Source organism: Bradyrhizobium sp. STM 3557, from assembly GCF_045571465.1.
Taxonomy (GTDB): domain Bacteria; phylum Pseudomonadota; class Alphaproteobacteria; order Rhizobiales; family Xanthobacteraceae; genus Bradyrhizobium.
This window is the reverse complement of the sequence record NZ_CP120697.1, coordinates 664,321-680,058: the sequence shown is the minus strand read 5'-3', so window position 1 is coordinate 680,058 and position 15,738 is coordinate 664,321. Positions and strand designations below refer to the sequence as shown.

At 65.4% G+C, this 15,738-nt stretch carries 18 protein-coding genes; 17 read left to right on the top strand and 1 reads right to left on the bottom strand.

What is annotated here, in order from left to right:
* Positions 1 to 316 precede the first annotated feature (316 nt).
* The 9 genes from P6U24_RS03160 to P6U24_RS03120 are packed head-to-tail and all read left to right on the top strand — an operon-like array spanning position 317 to position 6,615.
* On the top strand, positions 317 to 1,147 hold the full coding sequence (locus P6U24_RS03160) for a nitroreductase family protein (RefSeq protein ID WP_407157749.1): 831 nt from the start codon (positions 317 to 319) through the stop codon (positions 1,145 to 1,147).
* Positions 1,148 to 1,168: 21 nt separating this feature from the next.
* Complete coding sequence (locus tag P6U24_RS03155; RefSeq protein WP_407157748.1) at positions 1,169 to 2,023, top strand: transporter substrate-binding domain-containing protein; 855 nt, start codon at positions 1,169 to 1,171, stop codon at positions 2,021 to 2,023.
* A 15-nt stretch (positions 2,024 to 2,038) separates the two neighbouring features.
* Positions 2,039 to 2,686, top strand: coding sequence for an amino acid ABC transporter permease (locus tag P6U24_RS03150; RefSeq protein WP_407157747.1), 648 nt, complete (start codon positions 2,039 to 2,041; stop codon positions 2,684 to 2,686).
* On the top strand, positions 2,683 to 3,339 hold the full coding sequence (locus tag P6U24_RS03145) for an amino acid ABC transporter permease (RefSeq protein ID WP_407157746.1): 657 nt from the start codon (positions 2,683 to 2,685) through the stop codon (positions 3,337 to 3,339). The genes P6U24_RS03150 and P6U24_RS03145 overlap by 4 nt, the downstream gene beginning before the upstream one ends.
* A 9-nt stretch (positions 3,340 to 3,348) precedes the next feature.
* Entirely contained in the window at positions 3,349 to 4,149 is an 801-nt protein-coding gene (locus P6U24_RS03140; protein WP_407157745.1) for an amino acid ABC transporter ATP-binding protein, read from the top strand.
* 10 nt (positions 4,150 to 4,159) lie between these two features.
* Positions 4,160 to 4,552: a RidA family protein gene (locus P6U24_RS03135; RefSeq protein ID WP_407157744.1), complete on the top strand. Its 393-nt coding sequence runs from the start codon at positions 4,160 to 4,162 to the stop codon at positions 4,550 to 4,552.
* A 9-nt stretch (positions 4,553 to 4,561) separates the two neighbouring features.
* Positions 4,562 to 5,164, top strand: coding sequence for a DUF1989 domain-containing protein (locus P6U24_RS03130; RefSeq protein WP_407157743.1), 603 nt, complete (start codon positions 4,562 to 4,564; stop codon positions 5,162 to 5,164).
* 16 nt (positions 5,165 to 5,180) lie between these two features.
* Positions 5,181 to 5,978 carry an urea amidolyase associated protein UAAP1 gene (locus P6U24_RS03125; protein WP_407157742.1) on the top strand — a complete coding sequence of 266 codons (798 nt, stop codon included), beginning with the start codon at positions 5,181 to 5,183 and terminating at the stop codon, positions 5,976 to 5,978.
* 13 nt (positions 5,979 to 5,991) lie between these two features.
* A complete protein-coding gene (locus P6U24_RS03120; protein WP_407157741.1) occupies positions 5,992 to 6,615 on the top strand; it encodes an urea amidolyase associated protein UAAP2 in 624 nt (207 codons plus the stop codon).
* Positions 6,616 to 6,628: 13 nt separating this feature from the next.
* Here P6U24_RS03120 and P6U24_RS03115 read toward each other — a convergent pair whose 3' ends face one another.
* Positions 6,629 to 7,573, bottom strand: a complete 945-nt coding sequence (locus tag P6U24_RS03115) for a LysR substrate-binding domain-containing protein (RefSeq protein WP_407157740.1) — start codon at positions 7,571 to 7,573, stop codon at positions 6,629 to 6,631.
* Positions 7,574 to 7,758: 185 nt separating this feature from the next.
* On the opposite strand from P6U24_RS03115, the gene P6U24_RS03110 reads away from it, so the two are divergent.
* The 8 genes from P6U24_RS03110 (at position 7,759) to P6U24_RS03075 (ending at position 15,738) form a co-directional block, all read left to right on the top strand.
* Positions 7,759 to 8,787: an ABC transporter substrate-binding protein gene (locus tag P6U24_RS03110; RefSeq protein ID WP_407157739.1), complete on the top strand. Its 1,029-nt coding sequence runs from the start codon at positions 7,759 to 7,761 to the stop codon at positions 8,785 to 8,787.
* A 193-nt stretch (positions 8,788 to 8,980) separates the two neighbouring features.
* Positions 8,981 to 10,024 (top strand): ABC transporter ATP-binding protein, encoded by a 1,044-nt coding sequence (locus tag P6U24_RS03105; RefSeq protein ID WP_407157738.1) that lies wholly within the window; start codon positions 8,981 to 8,983, stop codon positions 10,022 to 10,024.
* Positions 10,021 to 10,911, top strand: a complete 891-nt coding sequence (locus P6U24_RS03100) for an ABC transporter permease (protein WP_407157737.1) — start codon at positions 10,021 to 10,023, stop codon at positions 10,909 to 10,911. The genes P6U24_RS03105 and P6U24_RS03100 overlap by 4 nt, the downstream gene beginning before the upstream one ends.
* Positions 10,908 to 11,717: an ABC transporter permease gene (locus tag P6U24_RS03095; protein WP_407157736.1), complete on the top strand. Its 810-nt coding sequence runs from the start codon at positions 10,908 to 10,910 to the stop codon at positions 11,715 to 11,717. The genes P6U24_RS03100 and P6U24_RS03095 overlap by 4 nt, the downstream gene beginning before the upstream one ends.
* An 8-nt stretch (positions 11,718 to 11,725) precedes the next feature.
* Positions 11,726 to 12,865: an NAD(P)/FAD-dependent oxidoreductase gene (locus tag P6U24_RS03090; RefSeq protein ID WP_407157735.1), complete on the top strand. Its 1,140-nt coding sequence runs from the start codon at positions 11,726 to 11,728 to the stop codon at positions 12,863 to 12,865.
* Positions 12,866 to 12,899: 34 nt separating this feature from the next.
* Positions 12,900 to 13,196 (top strand): (2Fe-2S)-binding protein, encoded by a 297-nt coding sequence (locus tag P6U24_RS03085; RefSeq protein ID WP_407157734.1) that lies wholly within the window; start codon positions 12,900 to 12,902, stop codon positions 13,194 to 13,196.
* Positions 13,193 to 14,611 carry an NAD(P)/FAD-dependent oxidoreductase gene (locus P6U24_RS03080; protein ID WP_407157733.1) on the top strand — a complete coding sequence of 473 codons (1,419 nt, stop codon included), beginning with the start codon at positions 13,193 to 13,195 and terminating at the stop codon, positions 14,609 to 14,611. Before P6U24_RS03085 ends, P6U24_RS03080 begins: the two co-directional genes overlap by 4 nt.
* Positions 14,608 to 15,738 carry an NAD(P)/FAD-dependent oxidoreductase gene (locus P6U24_RS03075; protein WP_407157732.1) on the top strand — a complete coding sequence of 377 codons (1,131 nt, stop codon included), beginning with the start codon at positions 14,608 to 14,610 and terminating at the stop codon, positions 15,736 to 15,738. The genes P6U24_RS03080 and P6U24_RS03075 overlap by 4 nt, the downstream gene beginning before the upstream one ends.

The following is a 15,738-nucleotide window of genomic DNA, read 5'->3' as shown; positions in this document are numbered from 1 at the left end:
GGTGCCCCCGCCCATATTCTGTGCAGGCCTGCCCTGACAGCTGCATGTGGCGGTGCGCAAGCGGCGTGACCGACGTGACCGAATGCGCGGTGCGCGCCCTGATACGAAGCATGCTTCGTATCAGGGTCGCTTGAGCGGCGGCCCCAGCGCCGAAGCCGCCCTTTGGCATGTCCCTTGCTCCGGCCATTAAGTGAATTTCGTTGGCGTTTCGCGGATGGCGCCTGTTCGACGCTGGGCGTCGGCATGGCCTGGGGGAAGACGGGATGAGTTCGCAAGCTTCAATCGCCTCGCGCCTCCTTCCGGTCGGAGCACGCTGATGTCCATCGTCTCGGATGCGATCGCGCGGCGCTTTGGCGATGGTGGGCCGGCCGGCAATGACGGCGACAACGATCTCGTCCGCCGCGTGCTGTCGCGCAAGACCGTGCGGCGCTATGCCGAGACAATCCCGAGCGAGTCCCTGCTCGACACGCTCATAGCCTGCGCCTTGAGCGCATCGGCGAAATCGGACTTCCAGCAGGCCTCCATACTGCGCGTGCGCGATCCAGCCAAGCGCGCCGCGATCGGCGCGCTATTTCCGGCGATGCCGTGGATCGGCGCCGCGCCGGCGTTCTTCGTGTTTCTCGGCGATGCCAGGCGGCTGCAGCGGATCGGCGAGCTGCGTGGTAAGCCAGTCGACAACGGCACCCTCGAAGGTTTCTTCAACGCCGGCATCGATGCCGCACTGGCGCTGCAGACCATGATCCTGTGCGCGGAATCGGTCGGCCTTGGCGTCTGCCCGATCAGCGTCATCCGCAACGAGATCGACAAGGTCGCCGAGATTCTCGCCCTTCCCGATCTGGTATTTCCGGTCGCCGGGCTCTGCCTTGGTTATCCCGCAAGTGAAGGCCACGTCAGCCTGCGGCTGCCGCGCAGCATCACCACGCATGTCGATCGTTACGACGACAGCGCGCTCGCCTCCGCGATCGACGATTACGACCAGCGGCGGCACCGGCAGCACGCGATCCCGAAAGAGCAGCGTCGCGCCAATGCCGAGTTCGGCGAGGCCGCCTTCTACGGCTGGTCGGAGGACAAGGCGCGACAGGCGGCCAAGGCCGAAGGGGCGGCGTTCCCGCCCTACCTGCGCGCCCATGGATTTGGCTTCGATTGACGATCAAGGAAAGGGGAACTGATGACCACGACCCGTGCGCCACTTTGCTTCGCCTCGCTCTCCATACGCCTCGCGCTCGGCCTGCTGACGGCCGCGCTCGCCATTCCGACCCTCGCCGCCAACGCCGGCAGCCTCGACGAGATCAAGAAGCGCGGGCTGATCGTCGCGACCGAGGACGACTTCCGCCCCTTCGAGTTCGTCAAGGACGGCAAGCCGACCGGTTTCGACAACGAGCTGATCGAGGATCTGCGCAAATACGCGCCGTTCGAAATCAAGCAGCAGATCCTGCCCTGGACCGGAATTCTCGCCGGCGTCAGCACCGGCAAGTATGACGTCGCAATCACGGCCGCGATCATCACCAAGGAACGCAAGCAGTCGCTCGACTTCACCAGCCCGATCGCGGATGCAACGCACTATTACGTCAAGCGCAAGGACGACAAGAGCATCTCCTCGATCAAGGATCTGAACGGCAAGACGGTCGGCGTGCAGGCCGGCAGCGCGCTGCTCGCTCGCTTGCCCGAACTCGGCGCGATGCTGGAGAGGGACGGCGGCAAGCTCGGCAAGGTCGTGGAATACACGTCCTATCCGGAGGCCTATCAGGATCTCGCGCTCGGCCGTGTCGACTACGTCGTCAACACCATCATCAACATCAAGACGCTGGTCGCCGAGAAGCCGAACGTGTTCGAGGTCGGCCAGCCCGTATCAGGCAAATCCTTCCCGGCCTGGGCAGTCGCCAAGGGCAACACTGAGCTGCTGGAATTCCTCAACGGCTTCATCGCCAAGGAGAAGGAAACGGGCCGCTTCGCCGAGTTGCAGAAGAAGTGGTTCGGCGAGTCTTTCCCTGACCTGCCCGTGGCGTTCGAGCCTGAATTCTAACGACGTGCTGGGCTGATGAGCACGGCCGACGTCCTCGCGATCCTGCAGGGTGCCGTCGTGACAGTCACGCTGTCACTGACCGGCATCCTGATCGGCCTGCCGATCGGTCTTGCGCTCGCACTCCTGCGCTGGGCCGACGTGCCGGTGGCCGGGCGGATCGTCGCCGTCTATGTCAGCCTGCTGCGGGCGACGCCGCTGGTCACGCTGCTGTTGCTGCTGTTCTTCGCGCTGCCCAATGTCGGAATCGCGATCGGCCCGATCTCCGCCGCGATCCTGGCGCTGGTCATGAACACATCGGCATTCAATTGCGAGGTCTGGCGAGCCGCGCTGATGAATTTCCCGAAGGACCAATATGAGGCGGCGCAGTCGGTCGGCATGACCGCGCCTTTGCGCTTCAGGCGCATCGTGCTGCCGCAGATCGTGCGCGTCAGCCTGCCCGGCCTCGTTAACGAGATGTCGCTCCTGATCAAGGTGACGCCGGTGCTCGCGGTGGTCGGCGTCGTCGACATCACCCGCGCCGCGGTGCGGATCGGCGCGGAAACGTACGAGCCGCTGCCGCCGTTCCTGGTTGCGGTCGCGATCTATGCGCCGATCGTGTTCGCGCTAGTCGCGCTGCAGCGCTGGATCGAGCGGCGCCAGCGCACGGCGGAGGCGCTGGCATGATCTCCGATTTCGGCGTGGTCTGGAGCGAGCGCGGCCTGCTGCTGAGCGGGCTCGCCAACACGACGATCCTGTCCGTGCTGTCCGCGGCTGCGGCGCTTCTGCTCGGCACAGTGCTGACGCCGGTCTTGATGGCGAAGCAGCGTTGGCTCGCGATCGCTGCGCGCGGCTTCGTCGACAGCATGCGCTGCGTGCCGTTCCTGCTGTTCGCTTATATCGTCTATTACGGGCTGCCCTCGTTCGGGCTGCGGTTCGACAACTGGACCTCCGGGTTGATCGCGCTCACGCTCTACAACGCCGCCTATATGGCCGAAATCCTGCGCGGCGCCTGGGCCGCACAGCCGCGCGAACCGATCGAGGCGGGGATCGCCTTCGGCTTCGCCAATCTCGGCCTGTTCCGGCGCATCGTGCTGCCGCCGCTGCTGCTCGCGGCCGGTCCCGTGATCGGCAACCAGACCATCCAGATCGTCAAGGACAGCGCCTTTCTCACCATCATTGCACTGCCGGAGCTGACGCATGCGGCAAGCTCGATCCAGTCGCGGCACTATGTGCCGTTCGCGGCCTTCATCACTGCGGTTTTCCTGTATTGGGGCCTGTGCCTCGTGATCGAGGCCGGCGTCGGCTCGATCGATCGTCTGGCTGCGGCGAGGCGCTAGGAGCTGATCATGGACACCGGCAATGTTCTCGATGTCGCGGGGATCTCCAAGAGCTTCGGCGAGCTGCGCGTGCTCACGGACATCAGCTTCCAGGTCGGCAAAGGCGAGACGGTCTGCGTGCTCGGTCCATCCGGCTCCGGCAAGTCGACCCTGCTCCGCTGCATCAATTGGCTGGAACGTCCCGACGCCGGTCAGGTCTATTTGAACGGCGCGCCGATCGGCATCAGCGGGGCCGGCCTGGTCATGACCGATCGCGAGCTGTCGCGCGTCCGCACCAGGATCGGCATGGTGTTCCAGCACTTCGCACTATGGCCACATCTCACCGTGCTGCAAAACTTGATGGAGGCGCCGCTCCATGTGCAGAAGCGCCCCAAGGCGGAGGTCCGCGACGAGGCGCTGGCACTGCTTGCCAAGGTGGGGCTCGGCGACAAGCGCGACGTATTTCCAGCTAGATTATCGGGCGGGCAGAAGCAGCGCGTCGGCATCGCCCGGGCACTCGCGATGCGGCCGGACCTGTTGCTGTTCGACGAGCCGACCTCGGCACTTGATCCGGAGCTGGTCGGCGAGGTGCTGGTGGTGATGCGCGAGCTCGCGCGCGAGGGCATGACCATGGTGGTCGTCACCCACGAGATGGGCTTTGCGCGCGACGTGGCGACACGCGTCCTGTTCATGGATCGCGGCCGCGTGGTCGAAACCGGGCCGCCGGAGCGCTTCTTCTCCGCTCCCGAGACCGAGCGGGCGCGCTCATTCATCCAGCGCTATGCGGGCGATATCGGCGGCAGCCGGCAACGCAGTGCCATCAACAGCTGAGGACACCGCAATGGACCCGATTTTTCACCTGCTGCCTGATGCACCCAAGCCGGTCGCGCCCTACAGCCATGCCGTCGAGGCCGGGCCGTTCGTATTTGTCACCGGCCAGCTCGCGACCGATCCCGACGATGATGGCGTGCCGATTCCTGAAGGCATCGAGGCGCAGACGCGCAAGGTGATGGGCAATCTGTCGCGTGTGCTGAAAGGCTGCGGCATGACCTTTGCCGATGTCGTGTTCGTGCGCATCTATCTCACCGATTTCAAACGCGACTATGCTGACGTGAACGCAATCTTCTCGAGCTATTTCGACGATGCGCGGCGTCCGGGACGCACCACCGTCGGCGTCACCGATCTCGCCCGCGGCGGCATCGTCGAGATCGACCTGATCGCTTACAGACGTTGAGAGGCCACCATGGATGATCTCATCGAGATTCCGGCCCGGCGCGGCAAGGCTGCCTTCGTCAACAGCGGCCAGGTCATCACCGTCATCAACACCCATGGTGAGCAGGTGGTCGACACCTGGGCCTTCAACCGCGTCGATCTCGCCGAGTTCATGTCGAACGAGCACACCCGCGCGCACAGCCTGCATCTGGTGCCGAAGGTGGGCGACATCATGCGCACAAATAAGCGCCGGCCGATTCTGACCCTGATCGAGGATACCTCGGGCGGCGTGCACGACACGCTGATCGCGGCCTGCGACCGGCATCGTTACGCATTCCTCGGCGTCGAGGGCCATCACGACAACTGCACCGACAATCTCTTCGCCGGCATGGCGGAGCTGGGCTTGGTGCCTCCGGAAGTGCCGAGCCCGCTGAACCTGTTCATGAACATTCCCTGGGACGCCGCGGGCACGCTAGCTTTCGCAGCACCACCGAAGCCTGTGCCGGGCGGTTACGTGCGGCTGCGCGCCGAGATGGATCTCGTGATCGCCTTCTCCGCCTGCCCGCAGGACATCCTGCCGATCAACGGCAAGGCCGGGAAACCGGTCGAGGCGCACTTCACGATCACCGGCTGAGAGGAGGCGGGTGACAATGCAAGACAAGGAAGCCAACCGACGACGGTATGAAGAGCTGCGCGCCGCGGGACAGCAATCAACCAAGAAGACGTTGCCCAAGCCGACGCGCCGTGACGACGCACCGATCGCGGACGATACGGTGATCGAGCGACGGCAGGTGCCCGGCGGCTGGTACACGAGCCTGCAGCTGGCGCGCGGAGAGGCGCTCCGCATCATCGACGTCAGCGGCCGCGCCAGCGTCTCGCTGCTCGCCTGGCGGATGGAGGACACTTCCGAGCGCATCAACTGCGCCGATACGGTCAAGGTGCAATGGAGCGCCGCGTTGTCGAAAGGGCGGGTAATCCTGTCCGACATGGGCCGGGTGATGCTGTCCGTGACCGAGGACACCTGTGGCGCGCATGATCTATTGGTCGGCGGCTCGACTCCGGCGTCGGCGATTGCGCGCTTTGGCACACAGACCCGTAACACGCGGGAGAATTTCATCGCAGCAGCAGCGAAGGTCGGGCTCGGCATACCCGACATTCCGCCCTGCGTGACCTTCTTTGCGCCTGTTACGACCGATGATGCCGGCCGCTTCGTCTGGCACGGCGATCGCAAGCAGGCCGGCGATTTCGTCGATCTCCGCGCCGAGATGAATCTGCTGGTGGTCGCCTCGAACTGCGCCCATCCGCTCGACCCGGATGGCGATGCGGCGCCCGAAGCCGTGACCTTGATCCGGCATCGCACGCTGTCGCCAGCCGCCGATGATCTGTGCCGAACCGCTTCGCCGGAGGCGGCGCGCGCTTTCGCCGTCACCGATCAGCTGTTCGCGTGAAGGAGCACCTGGCATGGCCGGTCTGGACGCCACGAATATCGTCTACGCCTATGACATCCCGGCCGAGCGACCCTGGTCGCGGGTGATCAAAAAAGGACAGATGCTGCGGATCATCGACAGCGAGGGCCAGCAGGCTGTCGATGCGCTGCTCTACAATGCCGACGATTCGGCCGAGCGCTACAGCGCCCAGGATACGCTGCGCGAGCAGGGCTCTGCCTACATCGTGCTGGGCACGCAATTGATCTCCAATGCGGGCCGGGTGATGGCGCGCATCACTGCCGATACCTGCGGGCGGCACGACACATCGGCCGGCTGCTGCTCCTGCGAGAGCAACGCTGTGCGGTTCGGTGAGCAGACGCGCTATCAGCATGCCTGCCGAGAGAACTTCATCCTCGAGCTCTGCAAGCACGGCCTGACCAAGCGCGACATCGTCTCCAACCTGAACTTCTTCATGGAGGTGCCGATCGAGCCATCAGGCGACTTCACCGTGCTCGACGGACTTTCAGCGCCGGGAAACCACGTCGACATCACCATGGAGATGGACGTGCTGTTCGTGATCTCCAACTGCCCGCAGATCAACAATCCCTGCAACGGCTTCAACCCGACGCCGATCCGGGTCGAGGTGCACGAGGCATGACCGGGCGGAGACGTTACGCCTGCCCGGCGCTCGCCTGCAGGACGTAATCCGTTTGTGCTACGCCGCTGAGCTGCTCCAGGGCGGCGCGCACTGCCTCGACCAGATCGAGCGCCATCGGCGAAGGGCTGCGTTGCGGCGGGAACACCGCTGCGAACTCGAAATCCACGCGAGGCGAGAAGCGGCGCACAACGATGCCGCGGCCCTCGAATTCGCGCGCGGTAAAGGGATCGCAGATCCCAACGCCCAGACCCGACGAGACCAGCCCACACATGATCTCGGACAGCGTGGTCTCGACCCGAAGCACCCGCTGCACATCATCGCGGTTGAAGGCCTGGTCGATCAAATGGCGGCCGGTCGTCCCGGCCGACAGTGAGATGAAAGTCTCGCCTTCGAAGTCACGCGGCACGAGCGTCGCCTTGGACTCCAGGCGGTGACCGGCAGGCAGGACGGCGACCCGGGGCAGTGGCGGCATCCGCACGCTCGGCAGGCCGGCATGGGCGAGCGGCACCTCGGCGAAGCCGACGTCGCACTGGTTGTTCAGCGCCCAGTCGATCACGATCGGCGAGATCACGCCGACGAATGACAGATTCAGATTCGGCCGCTCCTGGAGAAAGTGGCCGGCCAGGCGCGGCAGATAGCCATTGGCGAGGGCCGGCATTGCGGCGATGCGCAGCGTGCCGGTGCGCCGGCCGCGGATCTCTTCGGCGGCCGCGGTGATGCGATCGAGCCCGACGAAGGAGCGCTCGACTTCCATGTAGAGCGCGGTCGCGGCGGCCGTCGGCACCAGGCCACTGCCGCGCCGCTCGAACAGCTCCATCTTCAGCAGCGCCTGGAAGTCGCGCAGCAGCCGGCTGACCGCCGGCTGTGTCACCGCCATCAGCTTGGCGGCGTCGGTGACGCTGCCCGTCAGCATCATCGCGCGAAAGGCTTCGACCTGTCGCGAGTTGATCCGTGCCATGATACCAATCCCATAACATTTCAGCATTAAGACGATGCCATTATTCATTGGACGGCGGAAGATTGCATTGCGATCTTTTTCATCACGTCACACCACAGCTTAGTTTTTGGGCGAAACGATCCGGCGGGGCTATCGCGCGATTTCGCAGAACGCCTCCGCAGCACGGAATGGGGAGATCGGTCGAAATGAAGCATCTCAGCCTGCTGACTGCGGTCAGCATCGCGGTCCTGGCCACGCCCGCCACCTGGGCGCAGCAGAAGACGCTCTATGTCGCCGGATACGGCGGCTCGTACGAAAAGACGGTCCGCGACGAGGTGATCCCGCCGTTCGAGCAGGCCAATGGTGTCAAGGTCGAATATGTCGCCGGCAATTCCACCGACACGCTGGCCAAGCTGCAGGCCCAGAAGGGCAACCAGCAGATCGACGTCGCCATCCTCGATGACGGCCCGATGTACCAGGCGATCCAGCTCGGCTTCTGCGACAAGGTTGCAGGGCTGCCCGGTGATCTCCTCGACATCGCGCATTTCAAGGATGACCGCGCGGTGGCGATCGGGCTGGTCGCGACGGGCCTGATGTACAACACCAAGGTGTTCAAGGAGAAAGGTTGGGCGCCGCCGACCTCGTGGAACGACCTGAAGGATCCGAAATACAAGCAGCAGCTCGTCATCCCGCCCATCAACAATACCTACGGCCTGAATGCGCTGCTGATGCTCGCCAAGATGAACGGCGGCAGCGAGTCCAACGTCGATGCCGGCTTCAAGATCTTCAAGACCGACATCAATCCGAACGTGCTCGCCTATGAGCCGTCGCCGGGCAAGATGACCGAGCTGTTCCAGTCGGGACAGGCTGTCATCGCGGTGTGGGGAAGCGGCCGCGTGCAGAGCTTCGCCAATACCGGCTTCCCGGTCGATTTCGTCTACCCGAAGGAGGGCGCGGTGTCGCTGCTGACCACCGCCTGCCCGATCGCGAAGTCGAACTCCTCGCCGCTGGCCTCGAGCTTCATCAAGCTGCTGCTCGATCCGAAGATCCAGCTGACGATGCTGAAGGAGTATGGCTACGGCCCGGTGGTGAAATCGGTGGTGGTCCCCGAGGGGGTCGGCACCATGGCGCCGATCGGCGATCGTGCGGCCAAGGTCTATGCGCCGGACTGGACCGTCATCAACGACAAGCGCGAGGAATGGACCAAGCGCTGGAATCGCGAGGTCGAGCGGTAAGAAGAGTTTGTAGCACACTCTCACCGAGGCGACGGCCTGCCCCCTCCCCCCTTGCGGGGGAGGGTCGGGGAGGGGGGTACTCCAAGCGACACTGCCGCTGTGGACACCCCCACCCCCAGCCCCTCCCCGCAAGGGGGAGGGGAGCGCAAGACGCTCGGCGCCACAGCGCTCTGTCCGTTGGAAAATCCCACCCATGTCCTTCCTCGAACTTGACCGCGTCGGCAAATCCTTCGGACCGACCACGGCCGTCGAAGAGTTCAACCTCGCTGTCGCGAAAGGCGAGTTCATCTCTTTCCTCGGCCCCTCCGGCTGCGGCAAAACCACGACGCTGCAGATGATCGCGGGCTTCCTCGATCCGTCGCATGGCGCGATCCGGCTCGAAGGCAAGGACCTCATCAAGATTCCGCCGGCCAGGCGCGGGCTCGGCATCGTATTTCAGAGCTACGCGCTGTTTCCGCACATGACGGCGGCGGAGAACGTCGCCTTCGGGCTGGAGATGCGGAAGGTATCGCGTGCCGAATGCGCCGAGCGGGTGCGCGCCGCGCTCACGCTCGTCGGCCTTGCCGGCTATGAGGACCGCCATCCCCGGCGCATGTCAGGGGGCCAGCAGCAGCGCGTCGCGCTCGCCCGTGCGCTGGTGATCCGCCCGAGCGTGCTACTGCTCGACGAGCCACTGTCCAATCTCGATGCGCGGCTGCGCGAGGACATGCAGATCGAACTGCGCCAGATCCAGCGCAATCTCGGCACCACCACCATTCTCGTCACCCACGACCAGATCGAGGCGATGTCGCTGTCCGACCGCATCGTGGTCATGAGCAAGGGCAAGGTCGAGCAGATCGGCACGCCGCAAGAAGTCTATGAGCGGCCGGCTTCGGCCTTCGTCGCGCAGTTTCTCGGCAAGACCAATGAGTTCACCGCAACCGTCGATCGCGCGGCACAGCCGGCCAAACTCGTTGCCGGCGGCTGGAGCGCGCCGGCGCCGGCGGGAATCGCAGGCGCGGTCACCGTGAGCGTTCGCCCCGAACGGATCGGTTTTGGCGACAACGGCCTGTCGGCGCGCATCGCCAGCCGCATCTTCCAGGGCAATCAATGGCTGTTCCAGTGCGAGACCGAATGCGGCCCGGCGATCGTGATCCGGCAGAATGACGGCCGGTCCCAGCCCGAGCAGGGCGCGGCCGTACATCTCACCTGGCAGGCCACCGACATGAGCCTGCGCGCGGCCGGAGGCGCGGCATGAGCGCCGCCATCGCCACTGATCCTTCTGCCGCGGGCGAGACGCGCGCCGGCCTGACGCTGGCGCTGCCTGCCCTGATGCTGTTCACGGGCGTCGTCGTGATCCCGCTCGTCATGACGGTGATGCTCTCGTTTCACGACTGGGGCCAGTACAAAGGCATCGAGCCGGTCTTCATCCTGAAGAACTGGCGGGAGATCGCCAGCGATCCCTATTACGCCGAGATGTTCTGGCGCACCTTCCGCGTCGCGGTGTTCGCAACGCTGATCACGGCGGTATTCGGCGTGCCCGAGGCCTACATTCTCAACCGCATGAGCGCGCCATGGAAGGGGCTGTTCCTGCTCCTCATCCTCGGACCGCTCTTGATCTCGGTGGTGGCGCGCACGCTCGGCTGGGCGCTTTTGTTCGGCGGCAATAACGGCCTTGCCAACAAGCTGCTGATGTCACTCGGCCTGATCGCATCTCCGGTGCGCTTCATGTTCACCGAGACGGGCATGGTGATCGCGCTGGCGCATGCGATGATGCCGTTCATGGTGCTCGCGGTGTGGACCGCGCTGCAGCGGCTCGATCCGCAAATCGAGAATGCCGCGGTCTCGCTCGGCGCCGGCGCGCTCACGGTCGTTCGGCGTATCATCCTGCCGCAGATCATGCCGGGCGTGCTGTCGGGCGCGGTCATCGTGTTCTCGCTGTCGGCCAGCGCCTTCGCCACGCCCGCGATCATCGGCGGCCGCAGGCTGAAGGTCGCAGCGACGCTTGCCTATGACGAATTCCTCAACACGCTGAACTGGCCGCTCGGCGCCGCGGTCGCGGTCCTGCTCTTGCTTGCGCTGGTGCTGATCGTGGTCGGCTCGAACACGCTGATCGAACGTCGTTACGCGGAGGCGTTCCGATGAAGGCGAACGGTCCTCTTGCTCTCATTTTCCATACCTTGTTCGTCATCTTCATGCTGGCGCCGATCGTGGTGGTGTGCTGGGTCGCCTTCACGCCGGAAGGCTTCCTGTCGATCCCCATCACGAATTTCTCCCTGCGCTGGTTCAAGGCGCTCGCGAACTATCCGGAATTCATGCACGCCTTCGGCATCAGCCTGTGGCTCGGGGTGCTGTCGTCCTTCGTCAGCCTGTTGTTCGCGGTACCGGCGGCGCTCGCGATCAGCCGCTATCGCTTCCGCGGGCGCGAGGCGCTGTCGGCGCTGTTCCTGTCGCCGCTGATGATCCCGCATGTCGTGCTCGGCATCGCCTTCCTGCGCTTCTTCACCTCGATCGGCATCGGCGGCACCTTCTCGGCGCTGGTCATCGCGCACATCATCGTGGTGTTTCCCTTCGCGCTACGGCTGACACTTGCGGCAGCAACCGGCATGGACCGCTCGGTCGAGATGGCCGCGGTCTCGCTCGGCGCCGACGGCTGGACCATGTTCCGCCGCGTCACCCTGCCCTCGATCCTGCCCGGCATCGTCAGCGGCTGGATGCTCGCCTTCATCCAATCCTTCGACGACCTGACCATGACCGTGTTCCTCGCCGCGCCCGGCACCGAGACGTTGCCGGTGCGTATGTTCCTCTACATCCAGGACAACATCGATCCGCTAGTGACCTCGGTCTCGGCCAGCGTCATTGCCATCACCATGACCGTCCTGATCCTGCTCGATCGCTTTTACGGACTCGACCGCGTGCTCACCGCCAAAGGCGGCGACGCCGGCCGATAGGAGATATGATGACCAAAGACTACGAGGTCGCCGTCATCGGCGGCGGCCTGCTCGGCTCTGCCATTGCCTGGGGACTTGGCCGGCTCGGCCAGCGCGTCGCGGTGCTCGACGAAGGCGATATCACCAAGCGCGCCTCGCGTGCGAACTTCGCGCTGGTCTGGGTGCAGAGCAAGGGGCTGGGCATGCCGGCCTATACCGGCTGGACCGTGCGCGGCTCCAAGGCCTGGCCAAAGCTTGCGGCCGAGCTGAGGGAGCAGACCGGCCTCGACCTCGCGCTGCAGCAGAATGGCGGCTTTCACCTCACGCTCGGCGACGCCGAATATGAGGCGCGCACCAATCTCGTCGCTCGCATGCACAACCAGACCGGCGCGACCGACTACAAGATGGAGATGCTGCCGGCGGCGGAGGTGAAGAAGATGCTGCCGCTGATCGGGCCTGAGGTGTCGGGTGGCAGCTTCTGTCCGTTCGACGGACATGTGAACTCGCTGCGCACCTTCCGCGCCTTCCACACTGGCATGAAGCAGCTTGGTGTCGATTATCTCCCCGAACGGCCGGTCACCGCGATCGCGCGCGAAGGCGATGAGTTCAAGCTCGCGACGCCACAAGGCGAGCTGCGCGCCGCCAAGGTCGTGCTCGCCGCCGGCAACGCCAACCAGACGCTGGCGCCGATGGTCGGTCTCTCAGCGCCGATGGGACCGACCCGTGGCCAGATCGTCGTCACCGAGCGCACCATGCCGTTCCTGCCCCATCCTCTCACCACCATCCGCCAGACCGACGAAGGCACGGTGATGATCGGCGACAGCAAGGAGGACGAGCTCGACGATCGTGTGCAGAACCACCCGATCAATGCCGTGATGGCCGATCGCGCGCAGCGCATGTTCCCGCATCTTTCCCGGCTCAACGTGATCAGGAGCTGGAGCGGCATCCGCGTGATGCCAACGGACGGCTTTCCGATCTACGACCAGTCGGAGACGCATCGAGGGGCTTTCGTCGCCTGCTGCCATTCCGGCGTGACGCTTGCCGCCAACCACGCCTTCGACATCGCCCGCATGGTCAAGCAGGGCGCGCTGGAGGCTGAGCTGGTCGATGCCTTCTCGGCGCGCCGCTTCAACAGCGAGTCCGGAGCGAGCGGCAGTGGCTATTACTGATACGGGCCGGCGCATGCCGCCCACGGAGACGACAATGTTCAAGCGAGCTGACGGTGATGCGAGGCGATCGGTGACGATCCATGTCGAGGAGAAAGCGGTGACCGCACGCGAAGGCGACAGCGTGTCTGCGGCGCTGCTGGCCTCCGGCCTCGATGCGCGCCGCACGACCGCCGTCAGCGGCGCCAAGCGGCTGCCTTATTGCATGATGGGCGTGTGCTTCGACTGCCTCGTCACCATCGACGGCGTCGGCAATCGCCAGGGCTGCCTCGTCCCGGTTGCGGACGGCATGCAGATCGAGATCCAGAAGGGCAAGCGGGAGATCGGCCGATGAGCACCGTCCCGAAGCGTGACACATACGACGTCATCGTGATCGGCGCCGGTCCGGCCGGGCTCGCCGCCGCCGCAACTGCAGCCGGCGCGGGCCTGTCGACGCTGATGCTCGACGAGAACGCCGGTCCCGGCGGCCAGGTCTGGCGCGGGATCGCTTCGACGCCGATCAAGAATGAGGCCGTGCTCGGCGCCGACTACTGGTCGGGCGCGGAGATCGCGAAGGCGGCGCAGGGCAGCGGCGCGGAAATCATTCATCGCGCCACTGTCTGGAGTCTGGATCGCAATCTCGAGCTCGGTGTCTCCATTGGCGGCGGCTCTGCATTCATCAAGGCAAGGCGCGTCATCATTGCGACCGGCGCGCTCGAGCGTCCCTTTCCTATTCCCGGCTGGACCCTGCCGGGCGTGATGACGGCGGGCGCCGCGCAGACCATGTTGAAATCGTCGGGATTGGTGCCTGACGGACGCACCGTCATAGCGGGCCAAGGCCCGCTGCTGTGGCTCTTGGCCGCGCAGATCCTGCGGCTCGGCGGCCGTATCGACCGGGTGCTCGACACCACGCCGCGCGGAAACTATTTCGCCGCCCTGCCCCATGCCTTCGCGTTCATGACGTCGCCCTATTTCGCGAAGGGCCTGTCGATGATGCGCGAGGTCAAGGCGCGGGTGCCGGTGGTCAAGGGCGTCATCGAGCTGTCAGCAAGCGGCGATGGCCAGCTCGCCTCCGTCAGCTATGTGGCCGGCGGCAAGCGCGAAACGCTGGCGACTGATCTGCTGCTGCTGCATCAGGGCGTGGTGCCCAATGTCAATCTGGCGATGGCCGCCGGTGTCGAGCATCGCTGGGACGAGTTGCAGCTGTGTTGGTCGCCGGTGCTCGATGCAAACGGCGCGAGCTCGGTCGAAGGCATTGCGATCGCCGGTGACGGCGCCGGCATTGGCGGAGCGCAGGCGGCTGTCTGGCGCGGCCGGATTGCGGCCCGCGCGGCAGTCGCAGCGCTTGCGCCTGATGCAGTGGCGAAGCTTCCTTCGCTTGCGAGCTTGCATGGCGAGCTCAAGCGGGCCGAGCGCGGCCGGCTGTTTCTCGATACGCTGTTCCAACCGGCCAAGCCGTTTCGCATTCCCTCTGGGGACACCATCGTCTGCCGCTGCGAGGAGATCACCGCGCAGGACGTGCGCGATTCCGTTGCGATCGGCGCCACCGGGCCGAACCAGCTCAAGGCCTATCGCCGCACCGGCATGGGCCCGTGTCAGGGCCGGCTGTGCGGTCTCACGGTCACCGAGCTGATGGCGGAGGCGCGCGGCAAGACGCCGCAGGAGATCGGCTACTATCGCCTGCGCGCGCCGGTGAAGCCGATCATGCTGTCGGAGCTGGCGGCCCTTCCGAAGAACGACGATGCGGTCAAAGCCGTGGTGCGCGGATGACGATCCAAACGGATGCCATCATCGTGGGTGGCGGCATCCACGGCTGCTCGACCGCGCTGCATCTGTGTCTCGCCGGACGCAAGCCGGTGCTGATCGAGAAGGACTATGCCGGCCGCCATGCCTCCGGCGTCAATGCCGGCGGCGTCCGCCAGCTGGCGCGTGACGTTGCCGAGATACCCCTTTCCATTCGCTCGATGGGTATCTGGGAAAGCATCACCGAGCTCGTCGATGACGATTGCGGCTTCGAGAGTCACGGCCAGGTGCTGGTCGCCGAGAACGAGGCCGAGCTTGCGGCGTTCAGAGCCCGTGTCGCTGATCTGAACGGGCGCGGCTTCACCCATGAGGAGCTGATCGACGGCGCAGAGCTGCGCCGGCTGGTGCCGGCGGTGGCGGAGAGCTGTCCCGGTGGCGTGGTGTCACGGCGCGATGGCGCGGCGCAGCCCGCGCGCACCACCACGGCATTTCGTCGCAAGGCGGAGCAGTTGGGCGCGGTCATTCGCGAAGGAATGGCAGCGACGAACATCCGGAAGGACGGTGAGCTGTGGCGTGTCGATGTCGGAGACGAAAGCTTCGCCGCCCCGGTGCTGGTCAATGCCGCCGGTGCCTGGGCCGGCCGCATCGCCGCCGATCTCGGCGAGCCGGTGCCATCGGAGACCATCGCGCCGATGCTGATGATCAGCTCGCCCGTGCCGCACTTCATCGATCCCGTGGTGATCCTGCGCGGCCGCAAGCTGTCGTTCAAGCAGTTCAAGAACGGCACGGTGCTGATCGGCGGCGGCCATCTCGCGGTGCCCCACCAGGAGCGCAACGAGACCGTGCTCGATTGGCGCAAGCTTTCGGAGAGCGCGCGCACCGTCTCCGAGCTGTTCGCGGTGATGCGCAATGCCACCATCGTGCGCGCCTGGGCTGGCATCGAGGCGCGGATGCGCGACGACATTCCGGTGTTCGGTCCCAGCGCGCGGCACGAAGGGCTCTATCATCAGTTCGGCTTCTCGGCGCACGGCTTTCAGCTAGGCCCCGGCGCTGGCGCTGTCATGGCCGAGCTGATCGTCCATGGTGGCAGCCAGACCCAGATCGGCGGGCTGAGCATCACACGGTTCCGCAATCCCAACCTTTCAACAGCATGA

Excerpts from the sequence above, each read along its gene's own strand:
- P6U24_RS03160 (WP_407157749.1), top strand. The coding sequence starts at position 317 with ATGTCCATCGTCTCGGATGCGATCGCGCGGCGCTTTGGCGATGGTGGG.
- P6U24_RS03155 (WP_407157748.1), top strand. The coding sequence starts at position 1,169 with ATGACCACGACCCGTGCGCCACTTTGCTTCGCCTCGCTCTCCATACGC.
- P6U24_RS03150 (WP_407157747.1), top strand. The coding sequence starts at position 2,039 with ATGAGCACGGCCGACGTCCTCGCGATCCTGCAGGGTGCCGTCGTGACA.
- P6U24_RS03145 (WP_407157746.1), top strand. The coding sequence starts at position 2,683 with ATGATCTCCGATTTCGGCGTGGTCTGGAGCGAGCGCGGCCTGCTGCTG.
- P6U24_RS03140 (WP_407157745.1), top strand. The coding sequence starts at position 3,349 with ATGGACACCGGCAATGTTCTCGATGTCGCGGGGATCTCCAAGAGCTTC.
- P6U24_RS03135 (WP_407157744.1), top strand. The coding sequence starts at position 4,160 with ATGGACCCGATTTTTCACCTGCTGCCTGATGCACCCAAGCCGGTCGCG.
- P6U24_RS03130 (WP_407157743.1), top strand. The coding sequence starts at position 4,562 with ATGGATGATCTCATCGAGATTCCGGCCCGGCGCGGCAAGGCTGCCTTC.
- P6U24_RS03125 (WP_407157742.1), top strand. The coding sequence starts at position 5,181 with ATGCAAGACAAGGAAGCCAACCGACGACGGTATGAAGAGCTGCGCGCC.
- P6U24_RS03120 (WP_407157741.1), top strand. The coding sequence starts at position 5,992 with ATGGCCGGTCTGGACGCCACGAATATCGTCTACGCCTATGACATCCCG.
- P6U24_RS03115 (WP_407157740.1), bottom strand. The coding sequence starts at position 7,573 with ATGGCACGGATCAACTCGCGACAGGTCGAAGCCTTTCGCGCGATGATG.
- P6U24_RS03110 (WP_407157739.1), top strand. The coding sequence starts at position 7,759 with ATGAAGCATCTCAGCCTGCTGACTGCGGTCAGCATCGCGGTCCTGGCC.
- P6U24_RS03105 (WP_407157738.1), top strand. The coding sequence starts at position 8,981 with ATGTCCTTCCTCGAACTTGACCGCGTCGGCAAATCCTTCGGACCGACC.
- P6U24_RS03100 (WP_407157737.1), top strand. The coding sequence starts at position 10,021 with ATGAGCGCCGCCATCGCCACTGATCCTTCTGCCGCGGGCGAGACGCGC.
- P6U24_RS03095 (WP_407157736.1), top strand. The coding sequence starts at position 10,908 with ATGAAGGCGAACGGTCCTCTTGCTCTCATTTTCCATACCTTGTTCGTC.
- P6U24_RS03090 (WP_407157735.1), top strand. The coding sequence starts at position 11,726 with ATGACCAAAGACTACGAGGTCGCCGTCATCGGCGGCGGCCTGCTCGGC.
- P6U24_RS03085 (WP_407157734.1), top strand. The coding sequence starts at position 12,900 with ATGTTCAAGCGAGCTGACGGTGATGCGAGGCGATCGGTGACGATCCAT.
- P6U24_RS03080 (WP_407157733.1), top strand. The coding sequence starts at position 13,193 with ATGAGCACCGTCCCGAAGCGTGACACATACGACGTCATCGTGATCGGC.
- P6U24_RS03075 (WP_407157732.1), top strand. The coding sequence starts at position 14,608 with ATGACGATCCAAACGGATGCCATCATCGTGGGTGGCGGCATCCACGGC.